Source organism: Campylobacter sp. BCW_6460, assembly GCF_001762705.1.
Lineage (GTDB): Bacteria > Campylobacterota > Campylobacteria > Campylobacterales > Campylobacteraceae > Campylobacter_D > Campylobacter_D jejuni.
This window is the reverse complement of record NZ_MJXI01000027.1, coordinates 1-18,490: the sequence shown is the minus strand read 5'-3', so window position 1 is coordinate 18,490 and position 18,490 is coordinate 1. Positions and strand designations below refer to the sequence as shown.

The window sequence follows — 18,490 nt, the reverse complement described above, 5'->3', positions numbered from 1 at the left end:
CATGTTTAATATAGTTTTAGTTCACCCTAGAATACCGCAAAATACAGGTAGTATAGGTAGAATGTGCTTTAATGCTGGTTTTAAACTTCATATTGTTAAACCAACTGTTTTTGATATTTCTCAAAAGGCTGTTAGAAGAGCAGGGCTTGATTACTGGGATAAATTAGAGCCTATTATTTGGGAGAATCTTGAAGAATTTTTAAATGAAAATATGATTTATAAAAATCGCTTTTTTTTCGCAACAACTAAGAGTCAAAAAGCTTATTTTGATGCAGAATTTCAAAAAAATGATTTCTTATTCTTTGGAAGTGAGAGTTATGGCTTACCTATGGAATTAATGCAATTAAATTGGGAAAATGCTATAACTATACCTATGAAATCTTATGGAAGAAGTTTAAATTTAGCTACAAGCGTTGGTATAATCTCTTATGAAGCTTTAAGACAAAATTTTAGCAATTTTGTTTCTTAAAAGTTTCAAATTTACACAATAACTTAAAACAAATAAAATCATAAAGTCCTTTTTATAAAAATTATGTTAAAGTAAAATTTAGATTATTTTTTGAGGAGTTTGGATGAATTTAGATATTATACTAGATTTTGCCAATAAAGCGTCTGATATTATAGCTAATAAGATTGTCCCAAATACAGACATTATTATGGTAGTTTTACTTATTGTTTGTGGGCTTTATTATAGTTTTTTAACTCGCTTTGTTCAGTTTCGTATGTTGAGTTCTGTATTTAAAATTCTTACAGAAAAAAACGAAGGACACACTAAAGAACATATTTCACCTTTTCAAGCATTGATGATCTCAACTGCTTCTAGAGTTGGTATAGGAAATATCGCTGGAATTTCTTTGGCATTGGCTACAGGTGGAGCTGGTGCTTTATTTTGGATGTGGGTTATGGCATTTTTTGGTGGTGCCTCAGCATTTGCTGAAAGTACCTTAGCTCAAGTTTACAAATCAAAAGATGATACAGGCGGGTTTAAAGGTGGTCCAGCTTATTATATAAAAAAAGCCTTAGGCTCACATTTTTTTGGAGCTTTTTTTGCTTTTATTCTTATTATTACTTATGCTTATGGATTTAACGGACTTCAAAGTCAAACAATGACTTCGTCTTTTAAAGTTTATTATGATATGTTTAATCCAAATGCTGCTGTAGATTTTGCATCAAGTTCTTGGCCAATGATTATTGGTATTGTTTTAACTATTTTTGGTGCATGGATGTTTTTTTCTCACCATACTAAAATAGGTAAAATTAGTTCTTTAATTGTTCCTTTTATGGCTTTAGCTTATGTTTTACTTGCCGTGATTGCTGTTTTAATGAATTTTGATAAAATTCCTTCTGTGGTTCATATGATTTTACAAAGTGCTTTTGATTTTAAAGCGATTTTTGGTGGTTTTGCTGGTTCTGCTTTAGTTATAGGGATTAAAAGAGGACTTTTTTCAAATGAAGCAGGTATGGGCTCAGCACCTAATGCAGCTGCAGCAGCTTTGACAAGTCATCCAGCTAAACAAGGTGTTATACAAGCCTTTTCAGTTTTAATTGATGTTGTTGTTTGTACAAGTTCTGGATTTTTAGTTCTTTTTTCTATGGCATATTTAGGACTTGGAGAAAGTAAAATCGATGGTGGAATGCCTTTAGTTCAAGAAGCTATGCGTGAGTATTATGGTAGCTTTGGAATCCATTTTATTACTATAGCTATTGTTCTTTTTGCAATAACTTCTTTAATAGGAAATTATTATTATGCTCAAGCTAATGTTAAATATTTAACAAATTCCAAATTTGTAATGAATTTGTTTAGAATTACAGCTGTAGCTATGATTTTTATAGGCTCGCAAATGAATTTAAAACTTGCTTGGAATTTGGCTGATTTGACTATGGCTTTCATGGCAACGACAAATATTATATCTTTATTGCTTTTAGGTGGTATAGTAAATAAAGTTTTAAAAGATTTTAATACGCAACAAAAATCTGGTATAGATCCTAAATTTAACGCTAGTAAACTTGGAATTAAAAACGCTGAATGTTGGGATTAAAATTCATAAGCCTTAATGGCTTATGAATGATTTAAAACCTTGTTTAAAAATTCTCTCAATCTTTCATTGCTAGGATTTTCAAATACTTCTTTAGGGCTTGCATCAACAGCAATTTTTCCTTTATCCATAAAAAATATACGATTGGCAACATTTCTAGCAAAACCCATTTCATGGGTTACCACAAGCATAGTTAAACCTTCTTTTGCAACATCTTTCATAATGCTTAGAACCTCGCCTATCATTTCAGGATCTAGAGCTGAAGTAGGCTCATCAAATAAAATAACATCAGGATTCATCATCAAGCTTCTAGCAATAGCTATGCGTTGTTTTTGTCCACCAGAGAGCTTATGGGGCATTATATTTTCTTTGTCTGCTAAACCCACCTTAGCAAGAAGTATTTTTGCTTTTTTTATGGCTTCTTCTTGACTTAAAATTCCTGTTTTAATGGGCGTTAAACATAAATTTTCCATAACATTTTTATTAGCAAAAAGATTAAAATGCTGAAATACCATGCTAACTTTTTGCCTGATCTTATTAATATCAATTTCTTTATCAAGTATGTTTTGTTTATTGATTAAAATTTCCCCACTATCAGCTAGTTCTAAGCGATTGATGCAGCGTAAAAATGTACTTTTTCCTCCTCCACTTGGACCTATGATAGCTATTACATCGCCTTTTGAGATTGTAGTGTTAATATTTTTTAAAACTTCTAATTCTCCATATTTTTTTTGTAAATTTTTAACTTCAATCATTTTTATTCATCCTAAGTTCAAGTTTTTTTGCAAAATAACTAAAAATTTTTACACTTACGTAATAAACAAGTCCAGTGAAAATAATAGGTTTTGGATTGTAAAGTACGGCTTGCAAGCTTTGACTTTGCATGGTAATATCAACAACACTAATAAATCCTACAACAGAAGTTTCCTTAAATAAAGAAATAAATTCATTAGCTAATGCAGGTAGAATGTTTTTAGTAGCCTGAGGAAGAATAATTTCTTTCATTGAAGTTTTGTAATCAAGTCCCATTGCTCTTGCAGCTTCCATTTGTCCTTTATCCACACTATTAATGCCACTTCTTACAATTTCTGCTATATAAGCCGAGCTATTAAGTCCTAGTGCAAGAATGGCTGCATAAAGGTTATCTATAAAAGTAAAAATTACAAAAGCAAAAATCATCAATTGTAAAATTACTGGTGTTCCTCGTATAATGTCTATATATTCATCTATAATAAAATTAAGTGTTTTAAATTTAGAGAATCGTAAAATAGCTAAGCCAAAACCAATAATCACTCCGATAATAACAGCACAAGCAGTTAATAAAAGCGTAATAAGATAACTTTTTAAATAAGCTTTTGCATTTTCTGTATAGCCATAGCTTACAACTCCGCTAGGATCTTGAATTTTTAATATTTCTATAGGGAAAGAAAAATAGCCCCATAAAATAATAATAACAAAAAAAACAAAAATTCTTATATTTTTCTGATTCAATTTGTAAACCTTTTTCAGAGAAATTATTTAAAAAAAGATTTTATAGAAATATCTTTGAATTTTCTCTAAAGATTTAAAAAAATATGTTAGAATTTCCTAAAAATAAGGTTGTATTTATGGAAATTTTAAATTTCATTCTAATAGTTATTTTTGTGTTTTTAATGATTGTTTTGGTCATAGGATTCAATCATCAAATGATGCAAAAAAACAAAGAAAGAGAAGAAAGATTTAAAAAATATAAAAAAGGAGAACAAAATGAGTAAAAAAGTATTAATTCCATTGGCTCAAGGTTTTGAAGAAGCTGAATTTATAGGAATTGCAGATGTTTTAAAACGAGCAAGAGAATTAAATCCGGATTTGGAAGTTGTTATAGCTTCGTTAAATAGTGAGTTATTAGTAAAGGGTGCTAATGGCATTAGTATAAAAGCAGATTGTTCTATAGAAGATGTTGATATAGAAAATTTAGATGCCATTGCTTTGGCGGGTGGCTTTGAAGGTATGATGAATCTTAAGAATTCAAATGTTATTTTAAATATCATTAAACAACTTCATAGCAAAAATAAAATTGTTGCCGCAATCTGTGCTTCTCCTATAGTCTTAAATGAAGCAGGTGTTTTAGAGGGCGAGTTTGCTTGCTATCCTAGTTGTGAAGTTGGACTTAATGGAAATCGTGTTAACAAGGCTGTAGTTGTAAATAAAAATGTTATAACTTCAGCAGGTCCAGCTACGGCAATTCTTTTTGGTTTAGAACTAGCTAAAAAGTTATGCGGTGATGAAATTTATCAAAAATTATATGAGGGAATGTTGCTACCTTTGACAAAATAATTTAAATGGTAGTTTTTCTACCATTTAAATTAAAATAAAGCTTGAGGATTTTCTTTTTTTGTTTTTTCCTTAGGCAGTTCAAAACCTCCAAGCATATGAAAATGCAAATGAAAAACTTCTTGTCCACTATTTTTTCCACAGTTTGTTACCAAGCGATATCCACTTTTATCTACGCCTAAAAGAACAGCTAGTTCTTGTATGAAACTTGTCATTTTGGCCATAAGTTCAGGATCAAATTCTTGAAAGTCTTTAAAATGTTTTTTAGGGATTATAAGTATATGTATGGGTGCTTTGGGTGCAATATCATGAAATGCTAGAAAATCATCACTTTCAAGCACTTTATTGCATGGAAGTTTACCTTCAACTATGAGTTCAAAAATTGTTTTTTCTTGCATTATTTATCCTTTTTTATTGTTGGTTTGATACAATTATATCTTTAAAGTTTGGTTTTTATGCTGAATTTAAAATAGTTTTTAATAGAATTAGAACTTGAAATATTTTATTTAAGGTAAGAAAATTGCAAAATTTTATAGAACAGATTCAAAAATGTGAGAATTTAAATGATTTGGAAGCCATTAGGATTTCCGTTCTTGGAAAAAAAGGTATTTTAACAGAAGGCTTTACAAAGCTTAAAGAATTAGAAGATGAGGCGAAAAAAGAATTTGCTGCTAAACTAAATGCACAAAAAGAAATATTTAATGAGGCTTATTTAGCCAAATTTAAAGATTTGGAAAATCTTGCTTTAGAAGAAAGAATGAAACAAGATGCTTTAAATTTTAACTATTTTGATGAAAGTATTACAACAGGTGCTTTGCATCCTGTTATGAGCACTATGGATAAAATCATAGAGTATTTTATAGCTTTGAATTTTAGCATAGAAAAAGGGCCTTTAATAGAAGATGACTTTCATAATTTTGAAGCGTTAAATTTACCTAGATCTCACCCTGCAAGAGATATGCAAGATACGTTTTATTTTGATGATAAAAGGCTTTTAAGAACACAAACTTCGCCAGTGCAAATACGGACAATGCTTGCACAAAAACCTCCTATTAGGATGATAGCCCCTGGTGCTGTATTTAGAAGAGATTTTGATATTACGCATACTCCTATGTTTCATCAAGTTGAAGGCCTTGTGGTGGAAGAAGGGCAAAAGGTTAGCTTTGCAAATTTAAAAAGTGTATTGGAAGATTTTTTGTGTTATATGTTTGGAGATGTGAAAGTTCGTTTTCGTCCAAGTTTTTTCCCATTTACAGAACCTTCTGCTGAAGTTGATATTTCTTGTGTATTTTGCAAAGGAAAGGGTTGTAGAGTTTGCAAACATACAGGTTGGCTCGAAGTTTTAGGATGTGGAATAGTTGATCCTAATGTTTATAATTTTGTTGGCTATGAAAATGTAAGTGGCTATGCTTTTGGATTAGGAGTAGAGCGTTTTGCAATGCTTTTGCATCAAATTCCAGATTTAAGATCTTTATTTGAAGGTGATTTGAGATTATTGGAGCAGTTTAGATGATAATTACTAAAAGTTGGTTGAATGATTGGTTAGAACTTGAAGAAATAAGTTCAGATAAAATAGCTAAAACTTTAAATTCTATAGGTATAGAAGTTGATAGGGTTGGCGTTTTAAAGGCTCCAGATAAAGTTGTTGTAGGCTATGTTAAGGAAAAAATTAAACATGAAAATTCAGATAAATTAAGCATTTGTCAAGTTGATATCGGAAGTGAAACCTTGCAAATTGTCTGCGGTGCTGCGAATGTTGATGCAGGACAATTTGTAGCTGTTGCAACTAAAGGTGCTATCATGCCAAACGGTATGGAAATAAAAGAAGCAAAATTACGAGGAGTGGATTCTTGTGGTATGCTTTGTTCTAGTTTAGAATTGGGTTTTGAAAAAATCAATGAAGGAATTATGCTTTTAGATGAGAGTATAGGGAAATTAGAACTTGGGAGACCTTTAAATACTTATGAAATTTTTAATGATGAGCTAATAGAAGTAGAACTTACTCCTAATAGGGGTGATTGTTTAAGTATTTATGGCATTGCTCGTGATTTAGCTACAGCTTTAAATTTAAATTTAAAAGAACCAAAGCCATTCAAAGAAAGTGAAAATGTTTTAGGTATTGGTAGAATTTTGCGCTTAGCAGCTGAGAAAGAACTTAATGGACTTTATAATTATCGAGCCATAGAGCTAAAAGAAGAAATTCAAACAAATTTATTGCTTAGTTTAAGACTTGCTCAAATTGAAAGTTTGGGAAAAAATTCCATAGAAAATTTATTAAATTATGCAACGCATTCAACTGGTGTTCTTTTTAATGCTTATGATTTAAGTAGTTTTTCTGAAAAAGATGAAGAATTTACCATCAATTTAAGCAAGCAAATGCATGGAGAAACAAAAGTATCTTACAAAGATAAACTTTTAAGCTTTAGCGGAATTTTCCAAAATAATGAAAGTAGATGCAAAGATGATTCTAAAATAATTATTATTGAGGCTAATTATACCGATCCATTGGTGATTGCAGATGCTAAAATATATCATAAAGATCAAGATGAAAAAATACTTTATAGAAGTTTTAGGGGAAGTGAGCCTAAATTAAATTTAGGAATGGATTTTTTACTTAGTATTTTTGAGCAGATTCCAAATCTTGTTATTTATAGTTCTTCTCAACAAATTTTAACCGACAAAGAATTACCAATCATACCAATAAGTATTGAAAGTATTGGCGATATAATAGGGCAAAATATTGATAAAGATGAAGTATTAAAAATATTGAAAAAATTAGGTTTTGAACTTATACTTTCAGGCGAAGGGCTTATAAATGTTAAAGCACCTTTACATCGTCCTGATATTAAAAATTTATCAGATATTTGCGAAGAAGTTGTAAGAATTATAGGTATTGATAATATTGCTTCCAAGGGTTTAGAATTTGCAGAAAAAAATCGTTTAAATTCTGCATATAAAAATTATATTGAGTTTTTAAATTTAAGGAAAAGAGCAGTAGCTAGTGGTTATTTTGAAAGCTTACATTATGTTTTAGACAATGAAGAAGAACTTAAAAGATTGGGTTTTGACTCTGTTAAATTAAAACTAATCAATCCAATTACAGCAGAACTTAATACTTTAAGAACAACCCTTTTAAATCATTTATTGAATGCAGCAAGTTTAAATGCAAAAAATTCTAAAAAAATTATTAAACTTTTTGAACTAGGGGTTGTTTTCAATGTCAATAATCAAGAATTAAATCGTATCGCATTTATCCATTCTGGCTTAAAAGAAGAAGCTAAAATTTCCAACAAGGCAAAACCTGAATCGGTGCAATTTTATGATTTTCTTTTAGACATTAAAAATATTATAGGCGATTTTAAACTAAAATCATCAAAATATAATATTTTAAGCCCTTATGAACAAGCAGATATTTATCTATCAGATATTAAAGTAGGTTTTATAGGCCGTTTGCATTTAAAAATAGAAAATGAGAGAGATTTGCCAAAAACATATATTTGCGAACTTGATTTAGATTTAATTAAGCAAGATTTTAAAATAGCTAAGCCTTATTCCAAATTCCCAGCTATCACTAGAGATCTTAGCGTGTTAATACCTAAAGGTTTTGAATACAATCAGATTAAAAATTGTATCGAAGAATTAAATTTAGAAATACTTGAAAATTTTCGTTTAGTGGATATTTATAGCGATGAAAACCTTAAAGAATTTTATAGCATTACTATAAGTTTTTCTTTTAGAGATATAAATAAAACTCTAGAAGATAATCAAGTAAATGAATGCATGGATAAAATTTTAAATACTCTTAAAAATTTAGGTCTTGATTTAAGATGAAAATTTACAAATTGCAAACCTCTATAAATGCTATACTTGAAAATATAGCAGCAGATAAAAGCATATCTCATCGTTTTGCTATATTTTCGCTTTTAACACAAGAAGAAAATAAGGCTCAAAATTATCTCTTAGCTCAAGATACTTTAAACACTCTTGAAATTATAAAAAATCTTGGAGCTAAAATTGAACAAAAAGATTCTTGCGTCAAAATTATACCCCCTAAAGAAATTTTATCTCCAAATTGTATTTTAGACTGTGGAAATTCAGGAACTGCAATGCGTTTGATGATAGGATTTTTAGCAGGAATTTCTGGTTTTTTTATTTTAAGTGGAGATAAGTATTTAAACAATCGTCCTATGAGAAGGATAAGCAAACCACTTACTCAAATAGGCGCTAGAATTTATGGAAGAAATGAGGCAAATTTAGCTCCACTTTGTATAGAAGGTCAAAAATTAAAAGCTTTTAACTATAAAAGCGAAATTTCTTCGGCTCAAGTTAAAACAGCTATGATTTTATCTGCTTTTAGAGCTAATAATGTATGCACTTTTAGTGAAATTTCTCTTAGTCGAAATCATAGTGAAAACATGCTAAAGGCTATGAAAGCTCCAATAAGGGTTAGTAATGATGGCTTAAGTCTTGAAATAAGTCCTTTAAAAAAACCTTTAAAAGCTCAAAATATAGTGATTCCTAATGATCCTTCTTCGGCTTTTTATTTTGCTTTAGCAGCTATTATTTTGCCTAAATCTCAAATTATTTTAAAAAATATTTTACTTAATCCTACTCGTATAGAGGCGTATAAAATTTTGAAAAAAATGGGTGCCAAACTTGAAATGACAATAACTCAAAATGATTTTGAAACTATTGGTGAGATCAGGGTGGAGTCTAGCAAGCTTAATGGCATAGAAGTTAAAGATAATATCGCTTGGTTGATAGATGAAGCGCCTGCTTTGGCCATAGCTTTTGCTTTAGCTAAGGGTAAATCTAGTTTAATAAATGCTAAAGAATTGCGCGTTAAAGAAAGCGATAGGATTACTGTGATGGTTGAAAATCTAAAGCTTTGTGGTGTTGAAGCTAGAGAACTTGATGATGGTTTTGAAATAGAAGGTGGATGCGAACTAAAATCTTCAAAAATTAAAAGCTATGGGGATCACCGTATTGCTATGAGTTTTGCTATTTTAGGTTTGCTTTGTGGAGTTGAGATTGATGATAGTGATTGTATAAAAACTTCTTTTCCAAATTTTATAGAGATTTTATCAAATTTAGGAGCTAGGATTGATTATTGAATTAGCAAAAAACTATGGTTTTTGTTTTGGTGTTAAAAGAGCTATTAAAAAAGCAGAACAAATAAAAGATGCCGCAACTATAGGTCCTCTTATTCATAATAACGAAGAAATTTCTCGTTTACAAAAAAATTTTAATGTCAAAACTTTGGAAAATATAAAAGCTTTAAGCAATGAAAAAAAGGCTATTATAAGAACTCATGGTATTACAAAGCAAGATTTAGAAGAATTGAGAAAAAAAGATATAGAAATTTTTGATGCCACTTGTCCTTTTGTTACAAAGCCACAACAAATTTGCGAGCAAATGAGCAAGGAGGGTTATGAAGTTGTTATTTTTGGAGATGAAAATCATCCCGAAGTTAAAGGAGTAAAAAGTTATGTAAGCACAAAAGCTTATGTAGTTTTGGATAAAAAAGAGCTTCAACATATAAAACTTCCTAATAAAATAGCTGTAGTAAGCCAAACAACTAAGAAGCCTGAACATTTTATGGAGATAGTAAATTTTTTAATACTTAAAACCAAAGAAGTAAGAGTTTTTAATACTATATGTGATGCAACCTTTAAAAATCAAGATGCCATTAAAGAACTCTCGCTTAAAAGTGATGTTATGGTTGTTGTAGGGGGTAAAAACTCAGCCAATACAAAACAACTTTTTTTGATTGCAAAAACCAATTGTGAAGATAGTTATCTAATTGAAACCGAAGAAGAGTTAAAAAAAGAATGGTTTTTAGATAAAAAACATTGTGGTATTAGCGCAGGTGCTAGTACTCCTGATTGGATCATACAAAAAGTTATCGTCAAAATAGAAAATTTTAAAATTAATTAAAAAATATTTTCAATATAGAATAAAAAAGTCAAAAATTTAAAAAAAATTAACAAAAATAAAAAAACTTAACACTAATTAAAGAAAAATAAGGTAAAATCAATCAATTTCTAAAAATTATTTTAAAGGACCATAATGAGCGAGGTGAACAAAAAAGTTCAAGGCATTGTAGACGATTATCTTGAGGAAGAAGATTTTGGACAGCTTTTAGAGGCTTTTGATAAATCAAGAGAAGAGGCTACAACAGAGGGTGTGATTGTAGAGATCAAAAATGATGAAGTTTATGTAGATATAGGTAAAAAATCTGAAGGTATTTTAGCTCTTAGCGAAATACAAGATGACAATTCTAAGTTATTATTTAATGTAGGCGATAGTATTAAAGTTTCTGTTATGGGTTCTCGTGGTGGCAGATCTTTACTTTCTCATAAAAAAGCTTTGAGAAAAGAAAAAGTTATTGAATTTATTAAAAACTATCAAGAAAATCAAGATGATATTTTTACCGTAAAAGTAGTTGGAAAAAATAAAGGCGGATTGATAGTTGTTGATGAAAATGATGTTGAATTTTTCTTGCCAAAATCTCAATATGGCTTCAAAGAAACAAATAACATTATAGGCAAAACGTTTAAAGTTAAAATTATTAAAATCGACAAAGATGAGCAAAGTATCATTGTTTCTCGTAAAAAAACTTTAGATGAGGAGAGAAGAAAACGCAAAGAATTGATCAATAATGTAGCACAACAAGAAGATTTAATTGAAGGTATTGTGAAAAAAATTACCACTTATGGTATGTTTGTAGATGTAGGAGGTGTTGATGGCCTTGTTCATTACAGCGAAATTTCTTACAAAGGACCTGTAAATCCTGGAACACTTTATAAAGAGGGCGATAAAGTTCCAGTTAAAGTAATAAAGTATGATAAAGAACGCAAACATTTATCCTTATCTATAAAAGCGGCTTTACCTGATCCATGGAGCGAGATAAAAGATACTCTTGATGTAGGTGATACCATTAAAGTAATAGTATCAAATATAGAGCCTTATGGTGCTTTTGTAGATTTAGGAAATGATATAGAAGGATTTTTACATATCAGTGAAATTTCTTGGGATAAAAACATCAAAAATCCAAAAGATTATATCAACAAAGGTCAAGAAATTGATGTTGAAGTAATTGAAATCAATCCGAATGAAAGACGCTTAAGAGTATCTTTAAGAAATTTACTTTCTAGACCTTTTGATGAATTTATGAAATCTTACAAAATTGCAGATGTGGTTGAAGGAGAAATTACCTCGGTAACTTCTTTTGGTGCATTTGTTAAACTTGGCGGTATTGAAGGTTTATTGCATAATGAAGATGCTTCTTGGGATAGAAACGATAAGTGCAAAGATAAATTCTCCCAAGGGGATAAAATCAAAGTAAAAATTATCAAAATAGACGAAGAAAACCAAAAAATATCATTAAGCACAAAAGAATTAAGCAGTTCTCCAGTGCAAGAATATGCCAAAATTCATAAAGTCGGCGATATTGTAAAAGGCGCTATCCGTGATATTAAAGATTTTGGTGTTTTTGTAGAGCTAAGTAAAAATGTTGATGCTTTAATTCATAAAGAAGATATAAGCACTTCTATGCTTGAAAATTTGAAAATTGGCGACGATATTGAAGCTGCTATAGTTTTTATTGATGAAAAGAAAAATAGAATTCGCCTAAGTGTTAAAAATCTTATTAGAATGAAAGAAAGAGAAGTTCTTAATGAAATCAATAATGATGATAAAGTGACTTTAGGTGATATCATTAAAGATCAGCTAACTTAATGAAAAAATACATTACAATAAGCATTTTGAGTATTTTATTACTCATTTTGCTTGCTGTTGTTTTTACATTGCTTTGGCAATTTAAAGCTAATGTAAATTTCATTCCACAATTTGCTAAAGATACAAATACGCAGCCAAGCATTCAAACCCAAAATCAAGATCTTTCATGGCAAGAAGAATTAGCAAAATGGCCTACACGAGATTTTACCCCAGCAGCAGAAAAATTTACCTTATATTTTGATGCGGATACTAGCGAGCTTAAGGAGAAAAATAAATATTATCAACTTATAGTTGGAAAATATGATATTTATTCTATGTTTTGCTTAAGACAGACTTTAAATTCTTTTAATGTGAAGTATTTTCTTCTTAAATCAGGTGATAGTCCAGAAATCTTTTTGGATACAGGTAATGAAAAACTTATAGATGATATTATGAAAGAATTAAAAAAATATAAAATAAATACAGAAGTAAAGGAAATTTGGTTATGAAAAAAAAGATTATAGTATGTGATGCTATTTTGGATAAAGGTATCGATATTCTAAGAAAAGCTGAAGATATTGAGCTTATAGAAGCTGCAAAAGTTCCAAAAGATGAACTTATGCAAATGCTAAGCGATGTTGAAGTTGCTATTACTAGAAGTTCTACAGATGTAGATATAAATTTCTTAAATCATGCCAAAAAATTAAAAGCGCTTGTGCGTGCTGGGGTGGGCGTAGATAATGTTGATATTCCAGAGTGTTCTAAAAGAGGAGTGATTGTGATGAATGTCCCAACTGCAAATACTATTGCCGCAGTTGAACTAACAATGGTACATCTTTTAACATCAGCTAGAAGCTTTGTCAATGCTCATAATTTTTTAAAAATTGAAAGAAAATGGGAAAGAGAAAAATGGTATGGCATTGAATTGATGAACAAAACGCTAGGGGTTATAGGTTTTGGAAATATAGGTTCAAGAGTAGCTATCCGTGCTAAAGCATTTGGTATGAAAATTTTAGCCTACGATCCGTATATTTCTGCTTCTAAGATTACAGATTTAGATATGGAGCAAGCAAAAAATTTGGATGAAATTTTAGAAAAAAGTGATTTTATTACCATTCACACACCAAAAACCAAAGAAACCAATGGTATGATAGGAAAGCAAGAAATTGCAAAAATGAAAGATGGAATAAGATTAATAAATTGTGCTCGCGGAGGATTGTACACAGAAGAGGCTTTATATGAAGGTTTAAAAAGTGGTAAAATAGCATGGCTTGGTATAGATGTATTCAATAAAGAACCTGCGACTAATCATCCTCTTTTAGACTTTGAAAATATTTCAGTTACTTCTCACCTAGGAGCAAATACTTTAGAAAGTCAAGACAATATCGCAAGAGAAGCTTGTGAGCAAGCACTAAGTGCAGCACGAGGCGTGGCTTATCCTAATGCCTTAAATTTGCCAATTAAAACCGAAGATTTACCACCTTTTGTAGCTCCTTATATAGAACTTGTTTCTAAAATGGCTTTTTTAGCTGTTCAAATTGATAAAAATCCTATAAAAAGTATTAAATTAGAGGCTGAAGGAATTATTGGCGAGTATGCAAATTCTATGCTAACCTTTGCAGCTGTTGGTGCTTTGGGTGGAATTTTAGGAGAGAAAATTAATTATGTTAATGCAGAATTTGTTGCCAAAGAAAAAGGAGTTGAATTATCTTGCGAAACTCTTCCAAATAGTGGTTATAATAATAAACTTAGCGTTAAAATTATCACCGAAAATTCAAATATCAGTGTTTCAGGAACAGTGTTTAATGAAAATGAACAACGCATAGTTGGATTAAATGGCTTTAAAACTGATTTTAAGCCAAAAGGGAAAATGATTATTTTTAAAAACAAAGACATACCAGGAGTTATAGCTAAAATCAGCTCCGTTTTGGCAGCTAAAAATATCAATATAGCTGATTTTAGGCTTGGTAGAGATGGTTTTGGGTATGCTTTGGCTGTTGTTTTGATTGATGAAAAAGTTCAGAAAGAAGTATTAGATGAACTAAAACAATTAGAGGCGTGTGTATTTGTCCAATATGTTGAAATTTAAAATTTTAATTATAGAAGATGATATAGATTTAAACGAGCTGCTTGTTTTAAAGTTAAAATCTAGTGGTTATGAAGTTATATCTTTAGTAGATTTTTTTGGAGTTGAAGATTTGCTTGATAATGAGCAAATCGATCTTTTAATAGTCGATAGAAATTTGCCAAGTGGAGATTCTTTAGAAAAAATTCAAGATTTAAGAGAGCAAGGATACAAAGAAGCAGTTATTTTTCTTACAGCCAAGGCTTTGCATCAAGATTTGCTCGAAGGCTTTGAAAGTGGTTGTGATGATTATGTTTGCAAACCTTTTGATTTTAATGAGCTTTTGCTTCGCATTAAAGCAATTTTAAAACGCCATAAAAAAGAAGAAGAAAAACTATCTTTTGGTGATTTTATTTTGGATTTACCCAATTATGAATTTTTTTATAAAAATCAAAAATTAGAAATCTCAAATCTTGACTATGAGCTTTTAAAATGTTTTTTTGAAAATCCAAATACCTTGCTTACTAGACAATTTTTAAGCGAAAGTGTTTGGAAAGATGATACTACAAGTGATAAAACAATCAATATAGCTCTAACAAGACTTAGAAATAAATTTCCAAAACTAAAAGATCATATTATAAGTGTTAGGGGTGTTGGCTATAAATTATGCTAAAAACTAAAAATATTTTTATAGTTTTTTTTGTTGTATTGGCTTTGATTTTTGGGTTTATTTTTTATACTTTTACTAACTCTTATCTTAATTTCTTGCTTACAAAACAATATGAACAAAAAATCAAAAGCCTTGATGATGTTTTAAAATTTTCTCTCTTAGAGCATTTAAATGATGCTAATATCAAGGATTTTGCTAAAGATACTAGGGCTGATTTTATTATCCTAAACAATGATATGAAAATAAGTTCTGTAAAAAATCCTAATTTTTTTTCTAATCTTAAAGAAGGAGAAATTTTAAATTTTAATTCAAAAAAAATTCTTACTAAAAGCTTTATTTACAAAGGATATAAATATATTATTATTGTTTATCCTCGTTTTTTAGATTTAGAACTTTTTTGGACAAAAATAGCAATCGGTTTTGGAGTGTGCTTGCTGTTTGTTTTTATTTTAATGTTGTTGTTAGGTAGAAGAATAGAGAAAAATTTTAATAAAATTTTGGATTTTTTGGATTCTATAGGGGATCATAAAGTTGTTATATTAGAAAAAGGAATGTTTAAAGAATTTAATTTGCTAAATGAGAAACTTTTAAAAACTAAGGAGAAAATTCTAAAGAATACCCAAAAAAATAAAAAACAAAGCGATAAAATTACTTTAAAAAATACTCAGCTTGCTAGCGTGATTTCTGCTATTTCTCATGAGCTTAAAAATCCATTAAGCGTGATTGATCTTAGCTTAGAGATGCTAAAAGACGAGGAATTGGAAGATAAAAAATTAAAAAAGGAATTGCTAGAAAAAATTTCGCGCCAAAGCATTAAACTTAATGCTTTGACCCATAAGCTTAATTTTGTTTTTAATCTTAATAGTGAAGCCTTGCAAATGCAAGAATTTGATCTTTTTTCTCTGTGTGAAAAAATTACTAAAAACCCAGGCTTTGAAAGAGTTGTATTGCAAGGTAAAAGCACGAAAGTTAAGGCTGATGAATTTTTAATCGAGCAAGTGATTATAAATTTGCTTTCCAATGCTTTAAAATATAGTCAAAAAGAAGTCATTTTAACAGCAAGAGATCAAAAGATAATAGTGCAAGATTTTGGAAAAGGCATAGAAGAAGATAAAATAAAATTGATTACAAAAAAATTTTATAAAATTGATGTAAAAAGCGATAATTCTTTTGGTTTAGGACTTTTTTTAGTAAAGAAAATTTTAAATATACATAAAAGTTATCTTGAAATTTCTAGCACTTTAGGCTATGGTTCTAGTTTTAGCTTTAAACTCAGTCAAGGATAAAAAATGGCTCTTATAGATTTAATTGAAGCTTCAAAAAAATTTGGAGACAAAATAGTTTTAAATGAAGCAAATTTTAGTGCAAACGAGGGAGAAAAGATTGCCATTATAGGGAAAAATGGAGAAGGAAAATCTACTTTTTTAAAAACGCTTTTAGGCACACTTCCTTTAGATAGCGGTAGAGTAATAAGACAAAATGGAAAAAGCATAGCCATGCTTTCACAAACTGTTGATTTTAATGCAAATTTAAGTGTAAAAGAAGCTATCAAGCAAGAGCTTGCAGAAATTTACAATGCTTTAGAAGAATATGAAATACTGCATAAAAAATTAGAAGAAGATCCTAATAATAAAGATCATCTTAAAAAAATAGATACGCTTATGACTTTGATTGATAGTAAAGATGCTTGGAATATAGAATCTAAAATAATACGCGTTTTAAAAGAATTTAGTTTGCTTGAGTATGAAAATCGTATTATATCTACTTTAAGTGGTGGAGAAATACGCCGCGTTGGCCTTTGTATACTTTTACTAAAAAATCCTGATATTTTATTGCTTGATGAGCCAACTAATCATTTAGATGTGTATATGACAAGCTTTTTAGAAGAATTGCTAAAAAATTCAAAGATGTGTGTGATTTTTATTTCCCATGATAGATATTTTATTGACGCTATAGCACACAAGTGTATAGAAGTGGAGCAGGGTAAACTTAGTATTTTTAAAGGCGGATATGCAAACTATTTAGAGAAAAAAACACAAATTTTGCAAAGCCTTGCTAAGAGCCATGAAACTCTTTTAAAGCAATTAAAAAGCGAAGAAGAATGGCTTAGAAGAGGGGTTAAGGCAAGACTTAAAAGAAATGAAGGACGAAAAGAACGCATTTTTAAAATGCGTGAAGAAGCGAAAAAAAATCCCGGAGCAATCAAACGCTTAAAACTTGAAATTTCAAGAGCGGCTTTAAATTTTAATGGAGAAAAAACGATCAATCGTAAAAAAATGCTTTTTGAGCTTAAAAATATAAGCAAAAATATAAACAATAAAAATCTTTTTAAAGATTTTTCAACGCGTATTTTACAAGGTGAACGCATAGCTATCGTAGGAAGAAATGGTTGTGGAAAATCAACATTGTTAAAAATTCTTCTAGGGCAAATAAAACAAGATAGTGGTGAAATAAAACGCGGAGAGCTTAAGATAGGATATTTTGATCAGGCTAGAAGCTTGGTAAATTCCGATAAAAGCTTGCTTGAAATTTTTTGTCCCAATGGTGGAGATAGGGTTGAAGTTCGCGGTAAAAATATGCATGTTTATGGATATTTGAAAAATTTTTTATTTCCTAAGGAATTTTTAGATAAAAGCGTAGCTCTTTTAAGTGGCGGAGAGAAAAATCGCGTTGCTTTAGCCTTGCTTTTTACTAAAGAATATGATGTTTTGATTTTAGATGAGCCAACTAATGATCTTGATATAGCTACGATTAATATACTAGAAGAATATTTACTTAGTTTTGAAGGGGCTATTTTGCTAGTATCACACGATAGATATTTTGTTGATAAAATCGCAACAAAACTTTATGCTTTTGAGGGAAATGGATATATAAATATTTTACACACTCTTTATACTGAATATCTTGAAAATGAAAAAGAAATTGAAGAATTGGATAATTTTGCTTTAGAGCTTCAAACCCAAGAGCAAAATAATAACCAAAAAGAAAAAAGCTCTAAAAAATTAAGCTACAAAGAAAATGAGATATTAAAAAACCATCCTGAAAAAATAGATTTTTTAGAGCAAAAGATAGCTAAATTAAATCAAGATTTATCCGATCCAAATGTATATCAAGAAATAGGTATTAACAAGCTTTATCAAGAGCTTGAAGTAATGCAAAAAGAACTTGAAATTCTAGAAAATGAGTATTTTTTAGTATTAGAGAAAAGTGAGAATTTATAATTAATAAAGATTTTATATTTTTTATTCTATGGAGCGGGAAGCGAGATTCGAACTCGCGACCCCAACCTTGGCAAGGTTGTGCTCTACCCCTGAGCTATTCCCGCAAAAAATAAGTGGCGCCCGAGGTCGTAGTGTGATTTATAGTTAAAATACCTAAAATAACATACTTTAAAAATTAATAATACAAATAACATATACTTTAACATATACTTTTTAAAAAATAAAATTTTTCAAATATAGAAATTCAATAGAAGAAGAGAAGTTTAGTTAAAAGTTTGTTGGGTAAGCCACAAGGAGAAATTCACCCCCAAAGGGGCAAGGCTAATAAGCCTTGACAGTAATTATACAAATTAGTATAATTATAAGTATGAGTCGTGTCATATAGTTCACCCCCTTTCTAGGGTGTGATTATGCCACAGGGTTGCAGCCTTGTGGCAAAACCCTTAATGCAATTATACCAAACAAA

Annotated in this window: 17 protein-coding genes and 1 tRNA gene; 14 read left to right on the top strand and 4 right to left on the bottom strand. The window is 29.7% G+C overall.

Going from position 1 to position 18,490, the window contains the following annotated elements; translation table 11 throughout:
* Window position 1: 1 nt before the first annotated feature.
* Both AJ881_RS04895 and AJ881_RS04890 read left to right on the top strand, forming a co-directional pair.
* Window positions 2–469 carry a tRNA (cytidine(34)-2'-O)-methyltransferase gene (locus AJ881_RS04895; RefSeq protein ID WP_002921721.1) on the top strand — a complete coding sequence of 156 codons (468 nt, stop codon included), beginning with the start codon at window positions 2–4 and terminating at the stop codon, window positions 467–469.
* Between the two features lie 103 nt (window positions 470–572).
* Window positions 573–2,039: an alanine/glycine:cation symporter family protein gene (locus AJ881_RS04890; protein ID WP_002861600.1), complete on the top strand. Its 1,467-nt coding sequence runs from the start codon at window positions 573–575 to the stop codon at window positions 2,037–2,039.
* Window positions 2,040–2,059: 20 nt separating this feature from the next.
* On the opposite strand, the gene AJ881_RS04885 is transcribed toward AJ881_RS04890, so the two are convergent.
* Both AJ881_RS04885 and AJ881_RS04880 read right to left on the bottom strand, forming a co-directional pair.
* Complete coding sequence (locus tag AJ881_RS04885; RefSeq protein ID WP_070282867.1) at window positions 2,060–2,791, bottom strand: amino acid ABC transporter ATP-binding protein; 732 nt, start codon at window positions 2,789–2,791, stop codon at window positions 2,060–2,062.
* On the bottom strand, window positions 2,784–3,527 hold the full coding sequence (locus AJ881_RS04880) for an amino acid ABC transporter permease (protein WP_004305952.1): 744 nt from the start codon (window positions 3,525–3,527) through the stop codon (window positions 2,784–2,786). The genes AJ881_RS04885 and AJ881_RS04880 overlap by 8 nt, the downstream gene beginning before the upstream one ends.
* 83 nt (window positions 3,528–3,610) lie before the next feature.
* On the opposite strand from AJ881_RS04880, the gene AJ881_RS04875 reads away from it, so the two are divergent.
* Window positions 3,611–3,790, top strand: coding sequence for a hypothetical protein (locus AJ881_RS04875; protein ID WP_072224015.1), 180 nt, complete (start codon window positions 3,611–3,613; stop codon window positions 3,788–3,790).
* Window positions 3,783–4,352: a DJ-1 family glyoxalase III gene (locus AJ881_RS04870; protein ID WP_002869165.1), complete on the top strand. Its 570-nt coding sequence runs from the start codon at window positions 3,783–3,785 to the stop codon at window positions 4,350–4,352. Before AJ881_RS04875 ends, AJ881_RS04870 begins: the two co-directional genes overlap by 8 nt.
* A gap of 29 nt (window positions 4,353–4,381) precedes the next feature.
* On the opposite strand, the gene AJ881_RS04865 is transcribed toward AJ881_RS04870, so the two are convergent.
* Complete coding sequence (locus AJ881_RS04865) at window positions 4,382–4,747, bottom strand: histidine triad nucleotide-binding protein (RefSeq protein ID WP_002857192.1); 366 nt, start codon at window positions 4,745–4,747, stop codon at window positions 4,382–4,384.
* A 122-nt stretch (window positions 4,748–4,869) separates the two neighbouring features.
* Between AJ881_RS04865 and pheS the strand changes: the two genes are divergently transcribed.
* From pheS to abc-f, 10 genes are all read left to right on the top strand, one after another.
* Entirely contained in the window at window positions 4,870–5,862 is a 993-nt protein-coding gene (gene pheS / locus AJ881_RS04860) for a phenylalanine--tRNA ligase subunit alpha (RefSeq protein ID WP_070285344.1), read from the top strand.
* Window positions 5,859–8,180, top strand: coding sequence for a phenylalanine--tRNA ligase subunit beta (gene pheT / locus AJ881_RS04855; protein WP_070282871.1), 2,322 nt, complete (start codon window positions 5,859–5,861; stop codon window positions 8,178–8,180). Before pheS ends, pheT begins: the two co-directional genes overlap by 4 nt.
* Window positions 8,177–9,463, top strand: a complete 1,287-nt coding sequence (aroA, locus tag AJ881_RS04850) for a 3-phosphoshikimate 1-carboxyvinyltransferase (RefSeq protein WP_070282873.1) — start codon at window positions 8,177–8,179, stop codon at window positions 9,461–9,463. Before pheT ends, aroA begins: the two co-directional genes overlap by 4 nt.
* Complete coding sequence (locus AJ881_RS04845) at window positions 9,453–10,286, top strand: 4-hydroxy-3-methylbut-2-enyl diphosphate reductase (protein WP_070282875.1); 834 nt, start codon at window positions 9,453–9,455, stop codon at window positions 10,284–10,286. The genes aroA and AJ881_RS04845 overlap by 11 nt, the downstream gene beginning before the upstream one ends.
* Before the next feature lie 132 nt (window positions 10,287–10,418).
* Complete coding sequence (locus AJ881_RS04840) at window positions 10,419–12,089, top strand: 30S ribosomal protein S1 (RefSeq protein WP_053872271.1); 1,671 nt, start codon at window positions 10,419–10,421, stop codon at window positions 12,087–12,089.
* A complete protein-coding gene (locus AJ881_RS04835) occupies window positions 12,089–12,577 on the top strand; it encodes a hypothetical protein (protein ID WP_044780501.1) in 489 nt (162 codons plus the stop codon). Before AJ881_RS04840 ends, AJ881_RS04835 begins: the two co-directional genes overlap by 1 nt.
* Entirely contained in the window at window positions 12,574–14,157 is a 1,584-nt protein-coding gene (serA, locus tag AJ881_RS04830) for a phosphoglycerate dehydrogenase (RefSeq protein WP_044780500.1), read from the top strand. Before AJ881_RS04835 ends, serA begins: the two co-directional genes overlap by 4 nt.
* On the top strand, window positions 14,144–14,806 hold the full coding sequence (locus AJ881_RS04825) for a response regulator transcription factor (RefSeq protein WP_044779237.1): 663 nt from the start codon (window positions 14,144–14,146) through the stop codon (window positions 14,804–14,806). The genes serA and AJ881_RS04825 overlap by 14 nt, the downstream gene beginning before the upstream one ends.
* A complete protein-coding gene (locus tag AJ881_RS04820; RefSeq protein ID WP_052949407.1) occupies window positions 14,800–16,089 on the top strand; it encodes a sensor histidine kinase in 1,290 nt (429 codons plus the stop codon). The genes AJ881_RS04825 and AJ881_RS04820 overlap by 7 nt, the downstream gene beginning before the upstream one ends.
* A gap of 3 nt (window positions 16,090–16,092) precedes the next feature.
* Window positions 16,093–18,024, top strand: coding sequence for a ribosomal protection-like ABC-F family protein (abc-f, locus tag AJ881_RS04815; RefSeq protein ID WP_070282877.1), 1,932 nt, complete (start codon window positions 16,093–16,095; stop codon window positions 18,022–18,024).
* Window positions 18,025–18,053: 29 nt separating this feature from the next.
* Here abc-f and AJ881_RS04810 read toward each other — a convergent pair.
* Window positions 18,054–18,128, bottom strand: a tRNA-Gly gene (locus AJ881_RS04810).
* Window positions 18,129–18,490 lie beyond the last annotated feature (362 nt).